Genomic DNA, 18,228 nt, shown 5'->3' on the forward strand with positions numbered 1-18,228 from the left:
CCTAGCCTCAAAGAAATTCTTAAGATTACTTTCTTCTTTTCTTAGAAGGCTTTTTCCATTTATCCTGACCGTCCGTCAACCATTTTAGTGAGAAACTTACATATGGGTTTTTTGTATACTCATCCTGTTCAAAAAACAACCCTATATCCCCATTTTTTAATACCGTCATAGAAGAATAGGCAGAACTTCCTGAATATATCGTTTTTCCTTCGGTCCAACTCTTTCCTTCATCATAACTAACACGGACTGTCATATTCATTCTCCCTTTTTCCATTTTCGCATTTGAGAAAAGTAGGCGATTTTTCTTAAATCCGTCCTCAATGGCGGTATATCTAATAATACTGGCATTACAACCAGGATCAATAAGATCTGGTTCTTCAGTAGTAGTCCACGATTTTCCCTTATCCGAAGAACGGTGCACATAACGCATCCCCGCCTTGTTTACACGGGCATTAATCATCAAAGTCCCATCGGCCAGTTCAATCACTTTTGATTCATCTGCCGGTTGGATAGGTGTGTCTATTAAATACCAAGATTTCCCATGGTCATCACTGGCAAAAAGATGGAGTCCACTATTAAGATTTACCATAGTATGTAATAATTTACCGCTTCTGGTCTGGATTCCACGTCCTGAGGTGATGAATTTAAAGTCGTTATGCCATTCTTCCTTGGCTATCTGACTGGTAATATCTTCTGGTTGTGTCCATGTTTTTCCATTATCGGAACTTTTAACCACTTGAAAATAGTAGACATCCTTTTCCTTATCCAAGTCCATATAATTATAGAACATAATTATTTCCTTAGTGTCTCGGTCTACGATCATTGAGGGGTCGGAGGCGGACTGTCCATACGGCAAATCCACTACTGTTTCCATATCGCTCCAAGTCTTCCCATTGTCGCTACTCCTTTTGATTACAATATTGATATCCTTGCTCCATTTAAGGTCACCACAACCGGGTACCCTTTCGTCTATAGCAGCAATAAGATCGCCATTGGGAGCGGTAACAATTGCCGGAATTCTAAAACAGGCTACTCCTTCTACCTCTGCAGCATTAAAAAGGTCTTGATAAACTATTACCCCATCTGCAATTTCATGTTTCTCCGTCTGTCCGCTTAGGACCATGCTGCTACATATTAACAGCCCAATAAAAAAATTTCTCATTTTCTGTTTATTAAATTATAATTATTCTACTCTTATCTAGCTTAGCAGTTTCCAATAAATTATCCGAGGAATACACCATAGGCACCCTTAAGCCCTCCTCAATAATTTCCCTTAATTTATTACAATACCATTTTGAATTACTCATACATATCATTGAGATCCGTTTGGGACAGCGATTTAAAAAATTCGCCAATAGTTTTGGCAGAAGCCTCAAAGAACTGTTTCCCTTTTTCTGCGGTCGACAATTCTGGATTTCCAACACCGGTATCTTCGGTTACTTGTGTCCATTTGCGTTGAGAAGACACCCAGCCTTCCTTTAATCCTTTAATTTTAAAGGTTTTGGCCGCTCCAGATCCTGCCTCTTGCAAATTCAAAACCCATTCTGGGGTTAAATGCATCACTACCGAAGTTTCCAATTCCCCGGCGTGATCTCCAGGTTCGTTAAAATAAGGTTTGGGATCCGTGCTAGTCCACCAATTTAAGGAGCAAATAAACACCTTTGGAAACTCTAAGCTCAATTCCCTTATAAATTGTTTAAAGTGATTTCCCCCATGGCCGTTCACTATGACCAGCTTCTGAATGTTGTGGGCATTCAACACCTGAACCACATCCCTTAAGACCGCATATTGTGTGCTAGGGCTCATATTCATACAAAGCTTAACATCCATCTGCCCAGTATTCACCCCAAACGGGATAGTTGGCAACACCACCACTTTCGATCCATTTTCCCAAGCTTGTTTTGCCGCTTCCACCGCTATATTCTCGGCCAATATATTATCTGTTGCGTATGGTAAGTGATAATTATGCGCCTCTGTTGCCCCCCATGGTAAGACTGCAACTTGGTAAGCGATCTCCTTAACGGATTTCCAATTGTTTTCTGACAATACATAAGGTCTTATATTCTGCTGCTTCATCTCATATAGTTTTTTAATACCCTTTTCCATTTTTGATATCCCTTCTTATTCAAATGCAAACCGTCATCGGTATATCTCGGCTTCAACACTCCTTTTGAGTTGCTGAAGTTTTTATGGAGGTCTATAAAAGTGATATTCATCCTTTTAGAAAGTTCGCTCAACACCCTATTCACGGAGACGATTAATTGCTGATTCTTTTTATGTCCTGAAAATTTATCACCTACCGCAGGATTTACTGGAAGGATATTTTGTAAAAATAATTCTGTGTTCTCTGATTCATTTTTTATTTCTTGCAAAATGGATGCCACATGATCTACCACATACGATTCCGTCTCTCCCCTGGCAAGATCATTGGTCCCGATCAGTAGGAATATTTTTTGGGGCTGGGAGGAGATTACTTCCGATAGCCTATTGAGAATGCCAGCTGTTACATCCCCGCTTATCCCCCTATTCACTACATTTTTATTTGGGAACAAAGCCTCCCAATTCCCTCCTTCAGTGATACTGTTCCCTAAAAATATTATTTCATCCTCGGTATCCGGTGCCGCTTCAAATTGTGCCTTTCGTTGATAGTAATGGTCAGAAAAAGTCTGTGCTTCCAAATTTAAACACACCAACATCAATCCTAAAAAAAAGAATAATCGTTTCATACCGTTATATCATTTAAAAAGAGGGGTCAAATTTTAAATCCATTACTTCCCTCACATTACTACCATCTAGTGTTACTGGTATAAAGGTATACATCCATTTCCAGGAATTCCCTCCATGTGGAATCTTAAGCAAAATCGTATTCCATCCCTTATTTAAATTTATTAGGGCAGGCTCCCTATAAAAATAATCCTCATCCACAAAAGGAATTTCATCCGTGTTTACCGCAAAACTTGGCTGTTTCCAAACTGGAGGCAAGACTTCTTTCTTGTTCACCCAAGCCTTAGGCTCGGTTGTGTGCCACTGCCCTAATTTAGGAGCTGGGCCTCCCCTTCTACCTCCAGACCTAGACCAACCGTAGAACCCTACCCAAAATGTCTGTTCCCTTGCCTCTGGGGAATAAATTTTGGTATGCGCATAGTAGGTACCCGATTTCGCATCGGTTATTGCAGGAAAACCAAAAAAATGCCTCAAATGTACGGTAGCCCCAACTGGACTATCGTCCCATGTGTACTCTTTGCCATCTACCGAATAAGAAGGTGCAAGTTCCTTTTCAACTGGAAATGCGGCCGAAAAGTCTCCCTTATGGTCAAAAGGGCCAATCACTTTCCAAAAAGCATTTGTTTGCTCAACATAGGGAAATTCCTTGTCCTTAAAGAACAGATCCCTATGTTCTAAAACCTTTTGTTCAAAATTCCTAAACCTCTTAAACTCCTCCGTATTTTTCGGTGGGAGCTTGGCCCAATACTCGGGATAATTTTTCTCCCTTCCCTTCCAAATGGCATCAGAATAAAAAACTATTGAAGGATAAATCGGGTTCTGTTTTAATATATCACGTTCCTCCGCTACATTATTGTCTGGCCAAGCACAAAGTATACCGCCCAACGCCAAGGAATCTCCAGCAGACTGTCTACAGGGTTGCTGAAAAAACAAGCGTGCCATCCCAGCAAAAGGGTCCAAATGATTGATGTAATTAGCTCTAGAATCTATAAATCGGTGACCCTCGCGAACTTCATGCTGGGCCCAAAGTTGATTAATGGAAGTGGCATCTTCTTCAATGACAATACCTTCTTTCCATACTATTAGTTCCCGACCCTTATTTTTAATGTGATCCATTAGGGTGAGGATCATCTCATCCTCCACATATTCGGGTGCATTCCTTACTTCATCGGTTCCGATATGGATATACGGCATTTCTTCAGCATCCGCAAGTCCCATCAGCTCCTCAAATAGATCTATGAGAATGGGCAGTACCCTTTCATCTTTCATGCTAGTAAACCCAAAAGCCTTTCTAAAGGCAACGGTATGTCCTGGAATATCAAATTCAGGGATCAGGGTTATTTGGCGCTCCTTACAGTAGGCCACTATTTCCTTAAAATCCTCTTGGGTATAATATTTACCTACATGACGGCTAAAAGTTTTGTCCGAATGTAATTCTGGATACAATTTACTTTCCAAGCGCCATCCCGGATCATCGGTCAAATGCCAATGAAAAATATTGTATTTGTACTGGGCTAGGATATCCAATTGTTCCTTAAGTTGATCCACACTTTGGATATTTCGCCCGGTATCGTGCATAAAACCACGTATCTTAAAGGCTGGCCAATCATTTATATCCAATTGTGGTAGGCTCCAGTGTCCTCCTTCCCTCCTTAATAGCTGGCCCAAAGTCTGTAGCCCGTAGTAAGCACCCTTTATAGTGTGGGCAGCAAGGGTCACCTTTTTATCGATACTTAAAGTATACCCTTCCTTATTGGGAATTTTTTTGTCCAGTAATATTTCGACACTAAAGCCTTTGGAATCGGACCACAATCCCTCCTTACCTAACACTTTTTGTGGCTGCAGACCAACCGCTATAAAATCATTGTTACTAATATTTAAGGCAGAAAACGAAACCTCTTTATTCCCATAAGTTAATTCCTGCGGAGTCGGAATTATGGGATATTTCATAGAGAGCCCATTTGATTTCTCCTGAGAATTAGCACTCAGTGCAAAAAAGGCCAAAAACAAGATGGATACTCCTATCTTAAAACTTTGAAAATATTTTTTTTTGATTATAGTTTCCATGCCTATTTTTAATGTTGAACAAAAGGTAAACATAATTTGAAAAATACTAATCCGCCAAATTGGTAAAAGTAGCTGCCGGAATCTCAGCAACATGAGTTAAATTCCCATTGGCATAGGAACTGTAAACAAACAATTCTCAATTTAATACTGATAAATTATTCATCTTCAACTAGGAGTGGACTCCAAACTAACTAGGAATCTTACCTCCTCTATGTTTTACTTAAATAAGGTGTTACTCCCAAAGCGTCCAATTCAGTTTTGGCCTCCTCTATTTGAGCATCGGTAAGTGTAGTATGTGGAAATCTACTAGGACCAAGATCTACACCCAGTGCCCTCATAAATGACTTTGCCGCACCGTTAAATCCGCCTTTAGCATTTAGTACATCCACAAATTTCATGGATTTCTGCTGAAGGTCTGCAGCCAACTTATGATTGTTGTTATTAAAAGCCTCGACTATTGCCAAGTACAAGGGGGCTAAATGATTATAGGTACTCCCTACCCAACCATCTGCGCCAAAAGGCAGGCTGGAAAGAAAAACTTCATCAAATCCAAATAAAATATTAGCGGAACCATTGTTAAATTCCTTGGAATACTTATAGTCGATTAGGTTATTGTTGGTAAACTTTATACCTGCCAAATTTGGAATCTGTGGGGTGGCCAGTTCCAAAAACTCGACCATATTGAAATTTGCCCCTGTCAATACAGGAATATGGTAATAGAAAAATGGGGTATTGGGGGCACATGCGGCAATTTCCTTGCAATACTCCACCAATTTATGAATATTAGAGAGTCTAAAGTAGTAGGGAGCAAGTGCGGCAATACCGTCTACCTTATCTGCAGCATGCCTAGCCAAATCCTTAGCCTCGTTTAGGCTGGTATGACCTACATGATCGATTACAAAAAGATCTGAAGTTTTGTTTTCTCCCCAAGCACTGGTAATCTGTTTTCTTTCGGCTATGGACAAAGAAGCAAAATCACCAGTGGATCCGTTGATAAATGCGCCTTTCACCCCATTTCCTTTTAAGAATTTCGCATACTTAGGAATCACCCCTAAATTTAGCGAAGTGTCCTGATGCATGGGTGCATAGGTCGCTGCTATAAGTCCTTTCATATCTATTCTTTAATTATGTTGTACATAATACAAAATTAATCAAACATTTTGAGGTGTACAATATATATTATTAGGGATTTAAATAAAATATGATTCATAATAATTTATGAATTGCATCCTTAAATTCTTAAACCTACAAATACAGTGCAAATTCAACTTAGAAATATTCAATTTTTCTTACAAAAACATAAGAATTATTATTAATTTAATATTTAAAAACTTACATAATTAAGATAAATGTAATTTTTTCGCCAAAAAACAATAAAAAAAGTTTTGCTGATATTTAGTTTTTTGATAATATTGCATTATGTAATACATAATAACTAACGGAATGATATACAAAAACAAACTTTTAAAGTATGTGCTTACACTTGCTGCCTTTCTATTTATAGGGGGTTTGTATGCACAAGAAAGAACGGTCACCGGAACTATTTCTGATGGCAGTGGACAAACCCCTCCCAGGTGCTAACGTTTTGGTAAAAGGCACTAGCACCGGTAGTCAGACTGACTTTGATGGTAACTATTCCATCCAAACCAACCAAGACGATGTATTGGTATTTAGCTACCTAGGATTTACTACACAAAGTATTCCCGTGGGAAATCAAAGCACTATAAATGTTACCCTACAGGAAGACGCTGCCATGCTAGATGAAGTAGTTGTTACCGGTTACGGCAGTCAGACCCGAGGAACTTTAACCACCTCGGTTTCTAAACTGGATACCGAAATTTTGGAAACCTCTACGAGATCCAATGCTGCAACGGCCTTACAAGGGACCATAGCTGGCCTAAGGGTCACCAACAATACCGGTCAACCCGGTTCAACACCATCCATTGTATTACGGGGAGGTACTAATTTTGACGGATCTGGTTCACCACTAATTTTAATAGATGGTATTCCTGGTTCTTTTTATGCATTAAACTCTGATGATATTGAATCTATTGAAGTATTAAAAGATGCTGCGGCCACCGCTATTTACGGTGCAAGATCTGCCAACGGGGTTATTTTGGTAACCACCAAATCTGGTAAGCCTGGAAAATCCTCTATTAATTATAAATATAAATATAGCATGAATGAGGAGAGAAATAGTCAAAAGTACCTAGAAGCTGCTGATTTTTTAAATTACAACAGACAAGGACATGCATACTCTGAAGCAACACGTGGAAATCCAAATTTCATCCGTCAATTCATCAATGGAGACAACTCATTTGGTATAGGAGGTAACACTACTAATTCTCCCTTCACTACCCAATTGTTAACATCGGACAACCAATATTTATTGAATCAACCTGGATGGAGCTCTATTCCTGACATTTTAGACCCTTCCAGACAGATTTTATTTTACAATAATAAAAATGTAGGAGACCGTATCTACCAAAGTAGTGAAACAAAAGATCATTATTTATCTTTTGACGGTGGTGACGAAAAAGGTACCTACTATTTAGGGTTGGGACTTTTGGATAATGACGGTTTAATTTTAGGATCTGGTTTTAAAAGATATTCAGGAAAATTTACAGGGACTTATAGAATATCAGACAATCTAAAAGTAAATTCCAACGTATTATACTCTCATTCTAACTTAAGTAGAAGTCCATTGGGAAGTGATATTTTCGCCTTTAGAAGGTTTCAAGGTCAGGCTCCTACCTCTAGGGATTTTGACAATAACCCAGACGGGACGTTTTCAGATATATATGCAGTAGGACAAAACGAAGGATTTGGAAACCCATTATACTATCAGGATAAGTTTGTTAGAAAAAACCTTGAACAACGCTTATCCGCTTCGGTTGGAATCGACTGGAATGTTTTTGACAACCTTATCTTATCTGTAGACGGAAGCCACTTTACCATCAACAATCACGACGAGAGTTTTAACAGAGCTTACAGGGTAGGAAGCACTTCTGGACCTCTACGAACTGGCCGCGAGGCATCGGTTAGGCTAGAGAGAACATTAAGAAATCAGTTGACCAGTACTTTAAATTATACCAAAAAATTTGGCAACCATAATTTTAACGCCCTAATCGGGGCCGAATACTTTAAAGATAATTACTTTACTACTTCTGCTGGAACAAGAAATTCTCCTTCAGATTTAATTGAAACCCTTAATGCTGGAGCAGAAGCTGAAGGTATTCCTTCCAGTTTTGAAACAGAATATGTAATCGTATCTACCTTTGGACGTTTGTTGTATGATTTTGACAACAAGTATTTAATCAGTGGTACTTTTAGACGTGACGGATCTTCTAGATTGGGAAACCAGAAATTTGGATTTTTCCCAGGAGTATCTGTAGGTTGGAATGCACATAATGAAAGTTTCTTCAATGAAGCTAATTTAAACGAATACATCACTAGATTAAAACCAAGATTAAGTTATGGGGTTAATGGTAACCAGGATGTTTTAAGTAATTATGGTGTTTTCGGTGCTTACGGAAGTCAAGGTGTATACAATGGTCAAACTGGCTATGCTAATTCTTCCCTAGCTACCTTGGATCTAAAATGGGAAAAGTCGACCACACTTAATGTCGGGTTGGACATCTCGTTTTTAGATAACAGACTTTCTTTTATTGCTGACCTTTACTCTAGAGATATTAAGGACAAACTTGCAAACCTTACCCTACCTTTTTACACAGGATTTAGCAGTATATTAACCAACAACGGAACCATTAGGAATAAAGGTTTTGAACTACAGGTCAATGGTGATATTATTAGAACTGAAGATATAAGCTGGAATGTTGGTGCTACTTTTACCTCCAACAAAAATTACGTGATAGATCTTCCTGAAAACGATAATGACTTAAACAGACAAGGAGGAGAATTGATCTGGAACTCAAAGACTGGTGAAGAAGAATGGACGGGTGGTTTTCAAGAAGGACAACGATCGGGTCACGATCTTGTGATAGCTTTTGAACAAGAGCGTATTTATGCCACTCAGGCCGAAGCTGATGCAGACAATGCCATCACGGACGATTTCATGCCAGCAGCTAGCCGAAATAAACGTTGGGCCGGTGATGTTAAATGGAAGGACCAAAATAATGATGGCGTTATCAATAGCCTTGATAGGAAAGTTATAGGACGCACTACGCCAGACTTCCTTGGAGGTTTAACTACTAATTTTAAATACAAGAATTTTGGTTTATTTGTTAAAACCGATTTTGCAACTGGACATTTAATATGGAACCATATTAAAAATAAAGGTTACGGACAAACGCAGGGTAACCTAAATCAACCTATTGAAGTATTAGATTCTTGGACCCCTACTAATACAATTACAGATTGGCCACGTTTTGTTTTTGTAAATGACGCGAAAAATGTATGGAGAGGTAGTGAATCTGATGAAAGTCTACAAAATTTTGGCAACCAACAATTCTGGGAAAAAGGAGATTATTTAGCGCTTAGAGAGATAACCTTAAGCTATAATGTACCGGCAGAATACTTTAAGAATACCATCAAAAGACTTAACATCTTCCTTACAGGATCTAACTTACATTACTTTAAAAGTATGAGTGGTGATACCCCAGAAATTGGTGGTGTTCAAAATGGAGCATTTCCACTTCCAAAAACAATAACAATAGGACTTAATCTAACTTTTTAAATAGTAGCAAAATGAAGAATTATATATATATACTACTAGCTCTTGTTACTTTTAGTTCATGTGAAAGTGAACTCGATTTACCAAACCCAAGTGAATTAACCACCGCTGGTTTCTGGGATACAGAAGAAGGAGCGAGAACCGCGCATACAGGATTATATGCGAACTTAAGATCTTCAGCCGATGAATTATGGCTATTAGGAGAAATAAGGAGTGATATTTGGGGTGGACGGACTTACGAGTCGGAAGCTAACATCTCCTTAATCCAATCTAACATTACAGTCGCCACAGCACCTTTTGGTGGTTGGGCAGAGTTATACACCAGAATCCATAGGATAAATGACTTTTTGACAAATATTTCAAATGTAACCTTTATCAATGAAGACGATAAGACCCACCTTATTGGACAGGCTTATGGTTTAAGAGCGTTATACTACTACACCTTACTAAAGACTTGGGGTGATGTGCCAATTACTTTAGAGCCATTGGGCAAGGTAGATCCAGCAACCCTGGCTAGGGAAAGGTCGTCCCAAAGCGAGGTAATGACTTTGATAAAGTCCGACCTAACAGCTTCTTTAAGTGCCTTTGGATCCGATGACAGCTTTTTTGAAGGGAGTAGGTCCTATTGGTCCATAGCAGCAACATTAGCTCTTAAAGGAGACGTCTTCATCTGGTCTGGGAATTTACTTGGCGGAGGGAATGCAGATTTTACGGAAGCCAAATCTGCCTTACAGCAAATTGCCAGTTTAGGGGTAAGTTTAGCACCTAGTATTGAAGATTTATGGGGAGTGGATAATGAAGATAACAGCGAGTTTATTTTTGCCTTGAATTATAAGCAAGACGAAGCAGAGAACTTTTACAATAGCTTAACCGGTAGAAGTACCGAAATTAACCCTCAGTTTAATAACAGCGGGGAGTCTATGAGTAGCTTTGTAATTGCAGGCGCCAATAGATATGGTCCGTCTGAAAAAACCATCCTTTTATTGGACAACAATGATGATAGTCGTAAGGATGCCACTTTCATTAGTCTGTATATCGATGACAACGGAGGTTTAGGGTATCCCACCTATAACGAACCTAAATATTTTGGCGCTATTTTTAATAAATTCTTGGGACAGGTAATTGGTTCTGAACGAATTTTTGAGAATGACGTACCAGTTTATAGATATGCGGATGTGTTATTACTCTTAGCAGAAGCTAAAAACCATTTGGGTGAAGACCCCTCAGGAGAAATAAACGAAATTCGGGAAAGAGCCTATGGAGATAACTTTACTCCAATTATCCATGCCTACGTGAACGGTTCACAAACAGATAACGCTAATGCCATTTTAAATGAACGATATAAAGAATTTATAGGTGAAGGTAAAAGATGGTGGGACTTAAGAAGAGCTGGGACCAATTCTGTATTTGACAATATTGAATTCTTAAGTCCAGGAGATGAATTTAAAATGATTTTACCCATTACTACTGATATGATCGGAAGAAACCCCTTGTTGGTACAATCACCCGGGTATAATTAAAACATTACTAGTTGAGTAATAGTTGAGTTAGTTTTTTACTTGAAGGAGGGGGTGGTTTCCCTCCTTTTTTCGTACCCCTTTACAACCATGAGTGAACTAAGGAACCGAGTTGGACAAAAGAAAGGTATGGCCTGGACATGTCAAATAAAAAACTCCCGTGAATCAACTTCACAGGAGTTTTTTTTATATTAAATCTGTTTCTTAAAAATCAACAGCAACTATGGTGATTTAAACGAACTAGACCCTTGTGATTTTGGCTCCTATAGCCCTTAGACGGGTATCTATATTTTCATAACCACGATCTATTTGCTCTATGTTGTGTATGGTAGAAGTACCTTTGGCCGACAACGCGGCTATCAATAGAGAAACTCCTGCCCTGATATCCGGGGAAACCATGGTGGTGGCCATTAAGCTCGACTTAAAGTTATGCCCTATTACGGTAGCTCTATGTGGGTCGCATAGGATAATCTTAGCGCCCATATCGATCAATTTATCTACAAAAAACAATCGACTTTCAAACATTTTCTGATGGATCAAGACCTCTCCTTTTGCTTGGGTGGCCATCACTAAGATAATACTTAACAAATCTGGAGTCATCCCTGGCCAGGGTGCATCAGATACTGTTAAAATAGAACCGTCTATATAATTTTGTATTTCGTAACCATCCTTGTGTTCTGGGATATAGATATCATCTCCCTTGCGTTCCAATTGAATGCCCATTTTTCTGAAAATAGTGGGGATTTGTCCCAAATCGTCCCAACTCACGTCTTTAATGGTAAGTTCACTTTTGGTCATGGCAGCCAATCCAATCCAACTCCCAATTTCAATCATATCGGGAAGCATTCGGTGTTCGGTCCCACCCAAGGTTTCAACACCTTCTATTTCCAATAAGTTAGACCCTATTCCTTTGATCTTTGCTCCCATTCTATTGAGCATCTTACATAATTGTTGTAAGTATGGCTCACAGGCGGCATTGTAAATGGTGGTTGTTCCTTCGGCAAGCACGGCCGCCATCACTATATTGGCAGTCCCAGTAACCGAAGCCTCGTCCAATAACATATAACTGCCCTTTAATCGCTTGGCTTCTACCCCATAAAAGTGCTCCTCTTTGTTATACCTGAATTTGGCTCCTAGTTTTATAAAGCCTTCAAAATGGGTATCCAATCGTCTTCGGCCTATTTTATCGCCTCCCGGTTTTGGAATATACCCTTTTCCGAAACGCGCCAATAAAGGACCTACTAACATTATTGAACCTCGCAATCCTCGTCCATCTTCTTTGAATTTGGCCGATTGAAGGTAATCCAAATTAATGTCATCGGCTATAAAAGTATAGGAACCTTGACCTTTTTTCTGGATTTTAACCCCTAAATCTTCCAGTAAGGAGATTAGTTTATTAACATCTACTATATCCGGGATATTGGTAATCGATATTTTTTCTGAAGTGAGCAGTACGGCACAAAGTATTTGAAGTGCTTCATTCTTTGCCCCTTGTGGCGTAATCTCACCATGCAACTGATGTCCGCCCTCTATTTTAAATGTTCCCATTAAAGGTGGAAAATATTAGTAACGCTTTTTACCGCGATTATGAGTTCTTTGTGTATTTTTTTTTGTGGTGACCCTTGGGGTCTTTGCAACCCTGTTTTTTAGGAATTGCCCGCTTTCCGTTAAGTTCTCTCCTTCTGTGGCAAGATCTATCTGTCCGTCACTAAGTTCATATAAATGCTTAAATATGATCTTATCATCTACAGTGTCCTTATTCCAATTTAGGTAGCACTTTTTCATGTGATTGGCAATGGCAAACTCCAAACCTTCCCTCATATCGCCCTTTTCCCATTTTACGGCAACATCGATCATACGTTTAATATTATTCCCATAAAATCGATATTTTGGAAAATTTTGGGGATATTCTAAAGGTTCCGGTCTTTTTTGCAAGGTTTCTTGGGAAGTGATCGGAAATGGAGACGCTACGTTCAGTTTAAAATCTGACATAATGAACAACTGATCCCAAAGTTTATGATGAAAATCGGGGACATCCCTTAAGTGCGGCTGAATATTTCCCATAACGCTAATTATGGCCTGTGCCACCTTATTCCTCTCTTCATCGTCCTCTATGGAAATGGCATGGTCCACCATTTTTTGGAAATGGCGCCCGTATTCGGGTATAATGAGCTTTGAGCGCTCAGTATTGTATTCTAAGTTTTCTACTAAATTCAAAGTGAAATATTTATTGCTTATGATTTATGATAAGTGGAGTAATCTAATAACGGTTGCAAAATAATAAAATTATGCCAGATATGCTAGTTTATAGCGATATTACCCCTTCTATCACCCCTACTTCCTTATATTTTTCAATAACTTGGTCCGGATTTTTTAGATTCACCGTAATGGACAAGCTAGTATATTTGGCGTTTTTGGATTTTTTGGATTCAATTACAGCACCTGTATTATCAAAGATATCCTGAATCTGCTTAATTTTTTCAGTATCCGTAGGTAAAATAAACTTATACAAGTAATTGGAAGGCCACTTGCTTACCGCTGATAATTGCTCTTTTAATCGATTGTAAAAATCGTCCGATTGATTTTGATCCATGCCAATGTTTTTGCAAATATATAAAGTATCCTTGTCAATTTTTTAATCTTTATGGTATTTCCTTACTTTACACGACTATTTTTGCATGTATTTGTGCAACACTAAATCACATTCTTTGAATATTAAAAAAATTGTAATCACGGGAGGACCTAGCACTGGAAAGACTTCTATCATCAATAAAATAGAAGCGCTTGGGTACTTCTGCTTTGAGGAAATATCTAGGGAAATCACCTTGGAAGCTAGGAATGAGGGAATTCCACATTTATTTAAATCGGATCCCTTACTTTTTAGTGAACGTATTATGGAGGGAAGAATAAGACAATTTAAGGCAGGGGATAAAATAGAAAAACCAATTGTTTTCTACGATCGAGGAATTCCGGATGTTGTGGCTTATATGGATTGTTTCGGTCAAACCTACGATCAACATTTTGAAGACAATTGCAAAGCTCATAGGTACGATTATATATTTCTATTACCTCCTTGGAAAGAAATACACGCATCGGACAACGTGCGTTATGAAAGTTATGAGGAAGCCCTACGCATTCATTCATTTTTAGAAGCCACCTATAGGGAATACGGCTATTCTATTATAGATGTTCCCAAAGAAACTGTGGATGGAAGGGTTAATTTTATACTTAATAAATTAAAAAATTACTAGTGAAGCTGCATCCACAGGAGATATTACAACAATATTGGGGATTCCAGGATTTTAAAAATTCGCAGGAGGAAATTATCCATGCCGTATTGCGCGGTCAAGATGTTATGGCCTTGCTGCCAACGGGTGGTGGCAAATCACTCTGTTATCAAATTCCAGCTTTAGCGCAAGACGGAATCTGTATTGTGGTATCGCCCTTAATCGCACTGATCAAAAACCAGGTAGATACTCTAAAATCTCTTGGCATAAAAGCCATAGCCTTGACCGGGGGTATTTCCTTCGAAGAGGTGAACCAACTATTGGACAATTGTCTGTTCGGCAATTATAAATTTCTGTATCTCTCTCCAGAGCGCTTGCAACAAGACCTTATTAGGGACCGCATACAGCAGATGAACGTTAACCTTATTGCCATAGATGAGGCCCATTGTATATCGCAGTGGGGAAACGATTTTAGACCGGCCTATTTGGAATGTTCCCTCCTAAGGGAAATGGCCCCAAATGCGCCTGTAATTGCCTTAACCGCCACTGCAACCGATTTAGTGGTGCAGGATATTTGCGATAATTTAAACCTACAAGACCCTCTTAAAGTAAAGGATTCTTTTGCCAGGAACAATATTGCCTTCAGTGTTTTTTGGGAGGAGGATAAAAATTATAGGCTTAAAGAATTATGCCGGGAATGCAAGTCCAGTGTCATTGTTTATGTAAGAAGTAGAAGAATGACGGTGGAGATAACCAAATTTTTGACACATCAAGGCCATACGGCCACCTTTTTCCACGGCGGTATCAGCAAAAAAGAAAAAGAAGATCGACTAAACAACTGGCTGGGAAATAAAGTAAAGATCATGGTGGCAACCAATGCCTTTGGCATGGGAATAGACAAGGCCGATGTTGGTCTAGTGATCCACCACCAGATTCCGGACAGTATGGAAAATTATTTCCAGGAAGCTGGGAGAGCGGGACGTAACGGGGAACCCGCACGTGCTGCCATGATCGTAAATCAAAACGATGAGACTCAAGTACGCAATCAATTTTTAGGAGCCCTACCCAATGTAGACTTTATAAAACTGCTATACAACAAGCTAAATAATTATTTCCAGATTCCTTTTGGGGAAGGAAGTAGTGAAACCTTTCAGTTACCCTTTAATTCATTTTGTGATACCTATAAATTAAATGGAAACCTGACTTACAATGGGTTACGGATGTTGGACCAAAATTCGGTTATATCCCTAACAGAATCATTTTCCCAAAAAACCAGTATCCAGTTTATTACCTCCAAAAGCACCATATTCAATTACTTGGATAAACAACAGGTATTGGCTCCCATAATACAGACCATTTTAAGAACTTATGGCGGGGTGTTCGATTTCGAAACCAAAATAAACACGCTTTTGATCGCCAAAAAAGTCAATAAAACGGAAAAAGAGGTGATTCGTACTTTGGAGAAATTGGAGAAGGATGAAATTATAGTCTATAATGCACAACACAGCGACCTAGAAATCACCTTTTTAGTTCCTAGGGAAGATGAACGAACCATTAATATTTTTGCAAAAAAAATAAAACAGATCATAGCTGTAAAAACGGATAATGTGTCTCAAATACTGGCTTACGTAAAAAATAGGTCTGTTTGTAGAAACACCCAAATCCTCGCCTATTTTGGTGAAAAAACGACCGCTGATTGTGGTAAATGTGATGTCTGTATCCAAAAGAATCCCGTAGATCACGATATCATTACCCTTATTCAACATGAAATTTTCAGATTATTAAATAGCACTAATTACAGTTCCCGAGATCTAATACGACTTCTGACCTATAAGGAGAGTTCAGTTATTTTAGCGTTACAAGGATTATTGGAAGATGGGAAAATCAGCGTAAATACAACAAATCAATACACAATAAACAGATGATGAAAAAGCCGAGAATCGTATTTATGGGCACCCCAGATTTTGCGGTGGCCACTTTAGCTGCCCTTCATAAAAATGACTTTTCCGTAGTGGGGGTTATTACTGCCCCGGATAAACCTGCCGGCAGAGGTAGGAAATTAAACGAATCTGCCGTGAAACAATTCGCCCTGGCAAATGGGCTTCCCGTTTTACAGCCTACCAATTTAAAGGATGATGATTTTCTGAACCATCTAAAATCCTTAAAGCCAGACTTGCAGATCGTAGTTGCCTTTAGAATGTTGCCAAAAGCAGTCTGGGAGATCCCTAATATGGGGACTTTTAACCTTCACGCCTCCCTCCTCCCCGATTATAGAGGGGCTGCACCCATAAACTGGGCAATTATAAATGGGGAAAAGGAAACCGGGGCCACCACCTTCTTTATCGATGAAAAAATAGATACAGGGGAAATATTATTACAAGAAAAAATACAAATTTCGGAGGGAGATACCGCAGGATCTCTACATGATAGGCTAATGGAGCTTGGGGCCAAGCTAGTCATTGAAACCGTAAATAAATTGATAGCTGGGGAAATAAGCCCGAAAAAACAGCAAGCGGATAGCCACTTAAAAGTGGCACATAAACTTCATAGGCAAACTTGTGAAATTGATTGGGGTCAATCTTTAGACCAAATCAATAATAAGATAAGGGGATTAAGTCCCTACCCTACCGCTTGGAGTACCCTATACAATGACGAGGCAGAGCTATTTGTTAAAATATATGCTTCCACTAAGGAAGTAGCAGCGCATCCGTTGAAGATTGGCACGGTAGTCGCTACCAAAAGTGAACTAAAGGTTGCTGTGGCAGGGGGCTATATAAATCTAATGGAAATTCAATTACCGGGAAAGCGAAAAATGACAACCAAGGAGGTCTTGAACGGGCTAAAATTGAAAAAAAATGCCTTTATGCGCTAAACCCCCATGTACATTGACGGTAGCGAGAATCGTAAAAAGTCTCCAACTTTATCAACAATGGCCCGAAGTTATTAACAAAAATAGCGATTTCCCCCTATTTTACTTGTGTTACTGGCAAATCCGTATAAATTTGTTGAAGTATTGAATTATAAATATTAACTATTAATTTATCGAAATTATGAACAAAACAGAATTAATCGATGCAATGGCAGCTGATGCTGGCATTACAAAAGCAGCAGCAAAAAAGGCATTGGAATCTTTCTTAGGAAATGTTGAAGGTTCACTTAAAAATGGTGGTAGAGTATCTTTAGTAGGTTTCGGATCTTGGTCTGTATCTAAAAGAAATGCTAGAGAAGGTAGAAATCCATCCACTGGAAAGACTATCCAGATTGCAGCAAAAAATGTTGTTAAGTTTAAGGCAGGTTCTGAATTAAGTAGTGCTGTAAACTAGTCATAATTACATAATACATAAAAGGCACTTCCAATCAGAAGTGCTTTTTTTGTTTATTTTTTTTTTCAAACTAAGGTATTTGTAGTAAATTAGGGAACATAAGATAATTATATGGTAGCAGAGAAACCAAAAAAAGGCAAACTACTTATTGCCGAACCAACATTATCTGGTGATGTGTCCTTTCACAGGTCTATTGTACTGCTGGCGGAACATAACGAGGAAGGATCTGTTGGTTTTATCCTAAACAAACCGTTAAGTTATAATATAAACGATCTGGTCACTGAAATTGATCTGCCCTTTCAGGTGTACAATGGCGGTCCTGTGGAGCAGGACAATCTATATTTTATCCATAAAGTACCGGAATTGATTGTAAATAGTATTGAAATTTCCGATGGTATTTATTGGGGAGGCGATTTTAACTCTATAATAGCCTTAATAAACAATAAGATTATTTCTGAAGATGATATCCGTTTCTTTTTGGGATATTCTGGGTGGTCGTCCCTTCAATTGGAGGAGGAATTAAACTCCAAATCTTGGATCGTTCTAAAAAATGCCTACCAAAGTAGCATCATTCAAAAATCTGCCAATGCATTTTGGAAGGAAAAAATGGTGGAATTGGGTGGAAATTATCTAATATGGTGCAATTCCCCTGAAAACCCCAATCTAAATTAGTCTGG

Annotated in this window: 15 protein-coding genes; 7 read left to right on the forward strand and 8 right to left on the reverse strand. The window is 38.8% G+C overall.

Features of this window, described 5'->3' with window-relative positions:
• Positions 1–25: 25 nt before the first annotated feature.
• The 5 genes from KCTC52924_RS16980 to KCTC52924_RS17000 all read right to left on the reverse strand — a co-directional run bounded on the left by KCTC52924_RS16980 (position 26) and on the right by KCTC52924_RS17000 (position 5,903).
• Positions 26–1,162 carry an exo-alpha-sialidase gene (locus KCTC52924_RS16980; RefSeq protein WP_251805954.1) on the reverse strand — a complete coding sequence of 379 codons (1,137 nt, stop codon included), beginning with the start codon at positions 1,160–1,162 and terminating at the stop codon, positions 26–28.
• Positions 1,163–1,299: 137 nt separating this feature from the next.
• A complete protein-coding gene (locus tag KCTC52924_RS16985) occupies positions 1,300–2,076 on the reverse strand; it encodes a creatininase family protein (RefSeq protein ID WP_251805955.1) in 777 nt (258 codons plus the stop codon).
• Positions 2,073–2,726: a GDSL-type esterase/lipase family protein gene (locus KCTC52924_RS16990; RefSeq protein ID WP_251805956.1), complete on the reverse strand. Its 654-nt coding sequence runs from the start codon at positions 2,724–2,726 to the stop codon at positions 2,073–2,075. The genes KCTC52924_RS16985 and KCTC52924_RS16990 overlap by 4 nt, the downstream gene beginning before the upstream one ends.
• A gap of 13 nt (positions 2,727–2,739) precedes the next feature.
• On the reverse strand, positions 2,740–4,791 hold the full coding sequence (locus tag KCTC52924_RS16995; protein WP_251805957.1) for a family 20 glycosylhydrolase: 2,052 nt from the start codon (positions 4,789–4,791) through the stop codon (positions 2,740–2,742).
• Positions 4,792–5,000: 209 nt separating this feature from the next.
• Positions 5,001–5,903, reverse strand: a complete 903-nt coding sequence (locus tag KCTC52924_RS17000) for a dihydrodipicolinate synthase family protein (protein ID WP_251805958.1) — start codon at positions 5,901–5,903, stop codon at positions 5,001–5,003.
• Positions 5,904–6,304: 401 nt separating this feature from the next.
• Here KCTC52924_RS17000 and KCTC52924_RS17005 point away from each other — a divergent pair, with 401 nt between their 5' ends.
• Together KCTC52924_RS17005 and KCTC52924_RS17010 are read left to right on the forward strand one after the other, a co-directional pair.
• Complete coding sequence (locus tag KCTC52924_RS17005; RefSeq protein WP_251805959.1) at positions 6,305–9,487, forward strand: SusC/RagA family TonB-linked outer membrane protein; 3,183 nt, start codon at positions 6,305–6,307, stop codon at positions 9,485–9,487.
• An 11-nt stretch (positions 9,488–9,498) separates the two neighbouring features.
• Entirely contained in the window at positions 9,499–11,004 is a 1,506-nt protein-coding gene (locus tag KCTC52924_RS17010) for a RagB/SusD family nutrient uptake outer membrane protein (RefSeq protein ID WP_251805960.1), read from the forward strand.
• Between the two features lie 237 nt (positions 11,005–11,241).
• Here the strand turns inward: KCTC52924_RS17010 and murA are convergent, their stop codons facing one another.
• From murA to KCTC52924_RS17025, 3 genes are all read right to left on the reverse strand, one after another.
• Positions 11,242–12,549: a UDP-N-acetylglucosamine 1-carboxyvinyltransferase gene (gene murA / locus KCTC52924_RS17015; protein ID WP_251805961.1), complete on the reverse strand. Its 1,308-nt coding sequence runs from the start codon at positions 12,547–12,549 to the stop codon at positions 11,242–11,244.
• Positions 12,550–12,564: 15 nt separating this feature from the next.
• On the reverse strand, positions 12,565–13,218 hold the full coding sequence (locus KCTC52924_RS17020) for a DUF4290 domain-containing protein (RefSeq protein ID WP_251805962.1): 654 nt from the start codon (positions 13,216–13,218) through the stop codon (positions 12,565–12,567).
• 88 nt (positions 13,219–13,306) lie between these two features.
• Positions 13,307–13,594 carry a DUF493 family protein gene (locus tag KCTC52924_RS17025; RefSeq protein ID WP_251805963.1) on the reverse strand — a complete coding sequence of 96 codons (288 nt, stop codon included), beginning with the start codon at positions 13,592–13,594 and terminating at the stop codon, positions 13,307–13,309.
• Between the two features lie 115 nt (positions 13,595–13,709).
• On the opposite strand from KCTC52924_RS17025, the gene KCTC52924_RS17030 reads away from it, so the two are divergent.
• The 5 genes from KCTC52924_RS17030 to KCTC52924_RS17050 all read left to right on the forward strand — a co-directional run bounded on the left by KCTC52924_RS17030 (position 13,710) and on the right by KCTC52924_RS17050 (position 18,223).
• The gene (locus KCTC52924_RS17030; protein ID WP_251805964.1) at positions 13,710–14,252 is read left to right on the forward strand and encodes an AAA family ATPase; all 543 of its coding nucleotides are present in this window, start codon (positions 13,710–13,712) and stop codon (positions 14,250–14,252) included.
• The gene (locus KCTC52924_RS17035; protein WP_251805965.1) at positions 14,252–16,153 is read left to right on the forward strand and encodes an ATP-dependent DNA helicase RecQ; all 1,902 of its coding nucleotides are present in this window, start codon (positions 14,252–14,254) and stop codon (positions 16,151–16,153) included. The genes KCTC52924_RS17030 and KCTC52924_RS17035 overlap by 1 nt, the downstream gene beginning before the upstream one ends.
• Positions 16,153–17,100, forward strand: a complete 948-nt coding sequence (gene fmt, locus KCTC52924_RS17040; RefSeq protein WP_251806034.1) for a methionyl-tRNA formyltransferase — start codon at positions 16,153–16,155, stop codon at positions 17,098–17,100. The genes KCTC52924_RS17035 and fmt overlap by 1 nt, the downstream gene beginning before the upstream one ends.
• A 178-nt stretch (positions 17,101–17,278) precedes the next feature.
• Positions 17,279–17,551, forward strand: a complete 273-nt coding sequence (locus KCTC52924_RS17045) for an HU family DNA-binding protein (RefSeq protein ID WP_251805966.1) — start codon at positions 17,279–17,281, stop codon at positions 17,549–17,551.
• Positions 17,552–17,662: 111 nt separating this feature from the next.
• Positions 17,663–18,223, forward strand: a complete 561-nt coding sequence (locus KCTC52924_RS17050; RefSeq protein WP_251805967.1) for a YqgE/AlgH family protein — start codon at positions 17,663–17,665, stop codon at positions 18,221–18,223.
• The last annotated feature ends 5 nt before the right edge of the window (positions 18,224–18,228 follow it).

The organism is Arenibacter antarcticus, assembly GCF_041320605.1.
Lineage (GTDB): Bacteria > Bacteroidota > Bacteroidia > Flavobacteriales > Flavobacteriaceae > Arenibacter > Arenibacter antarcticus.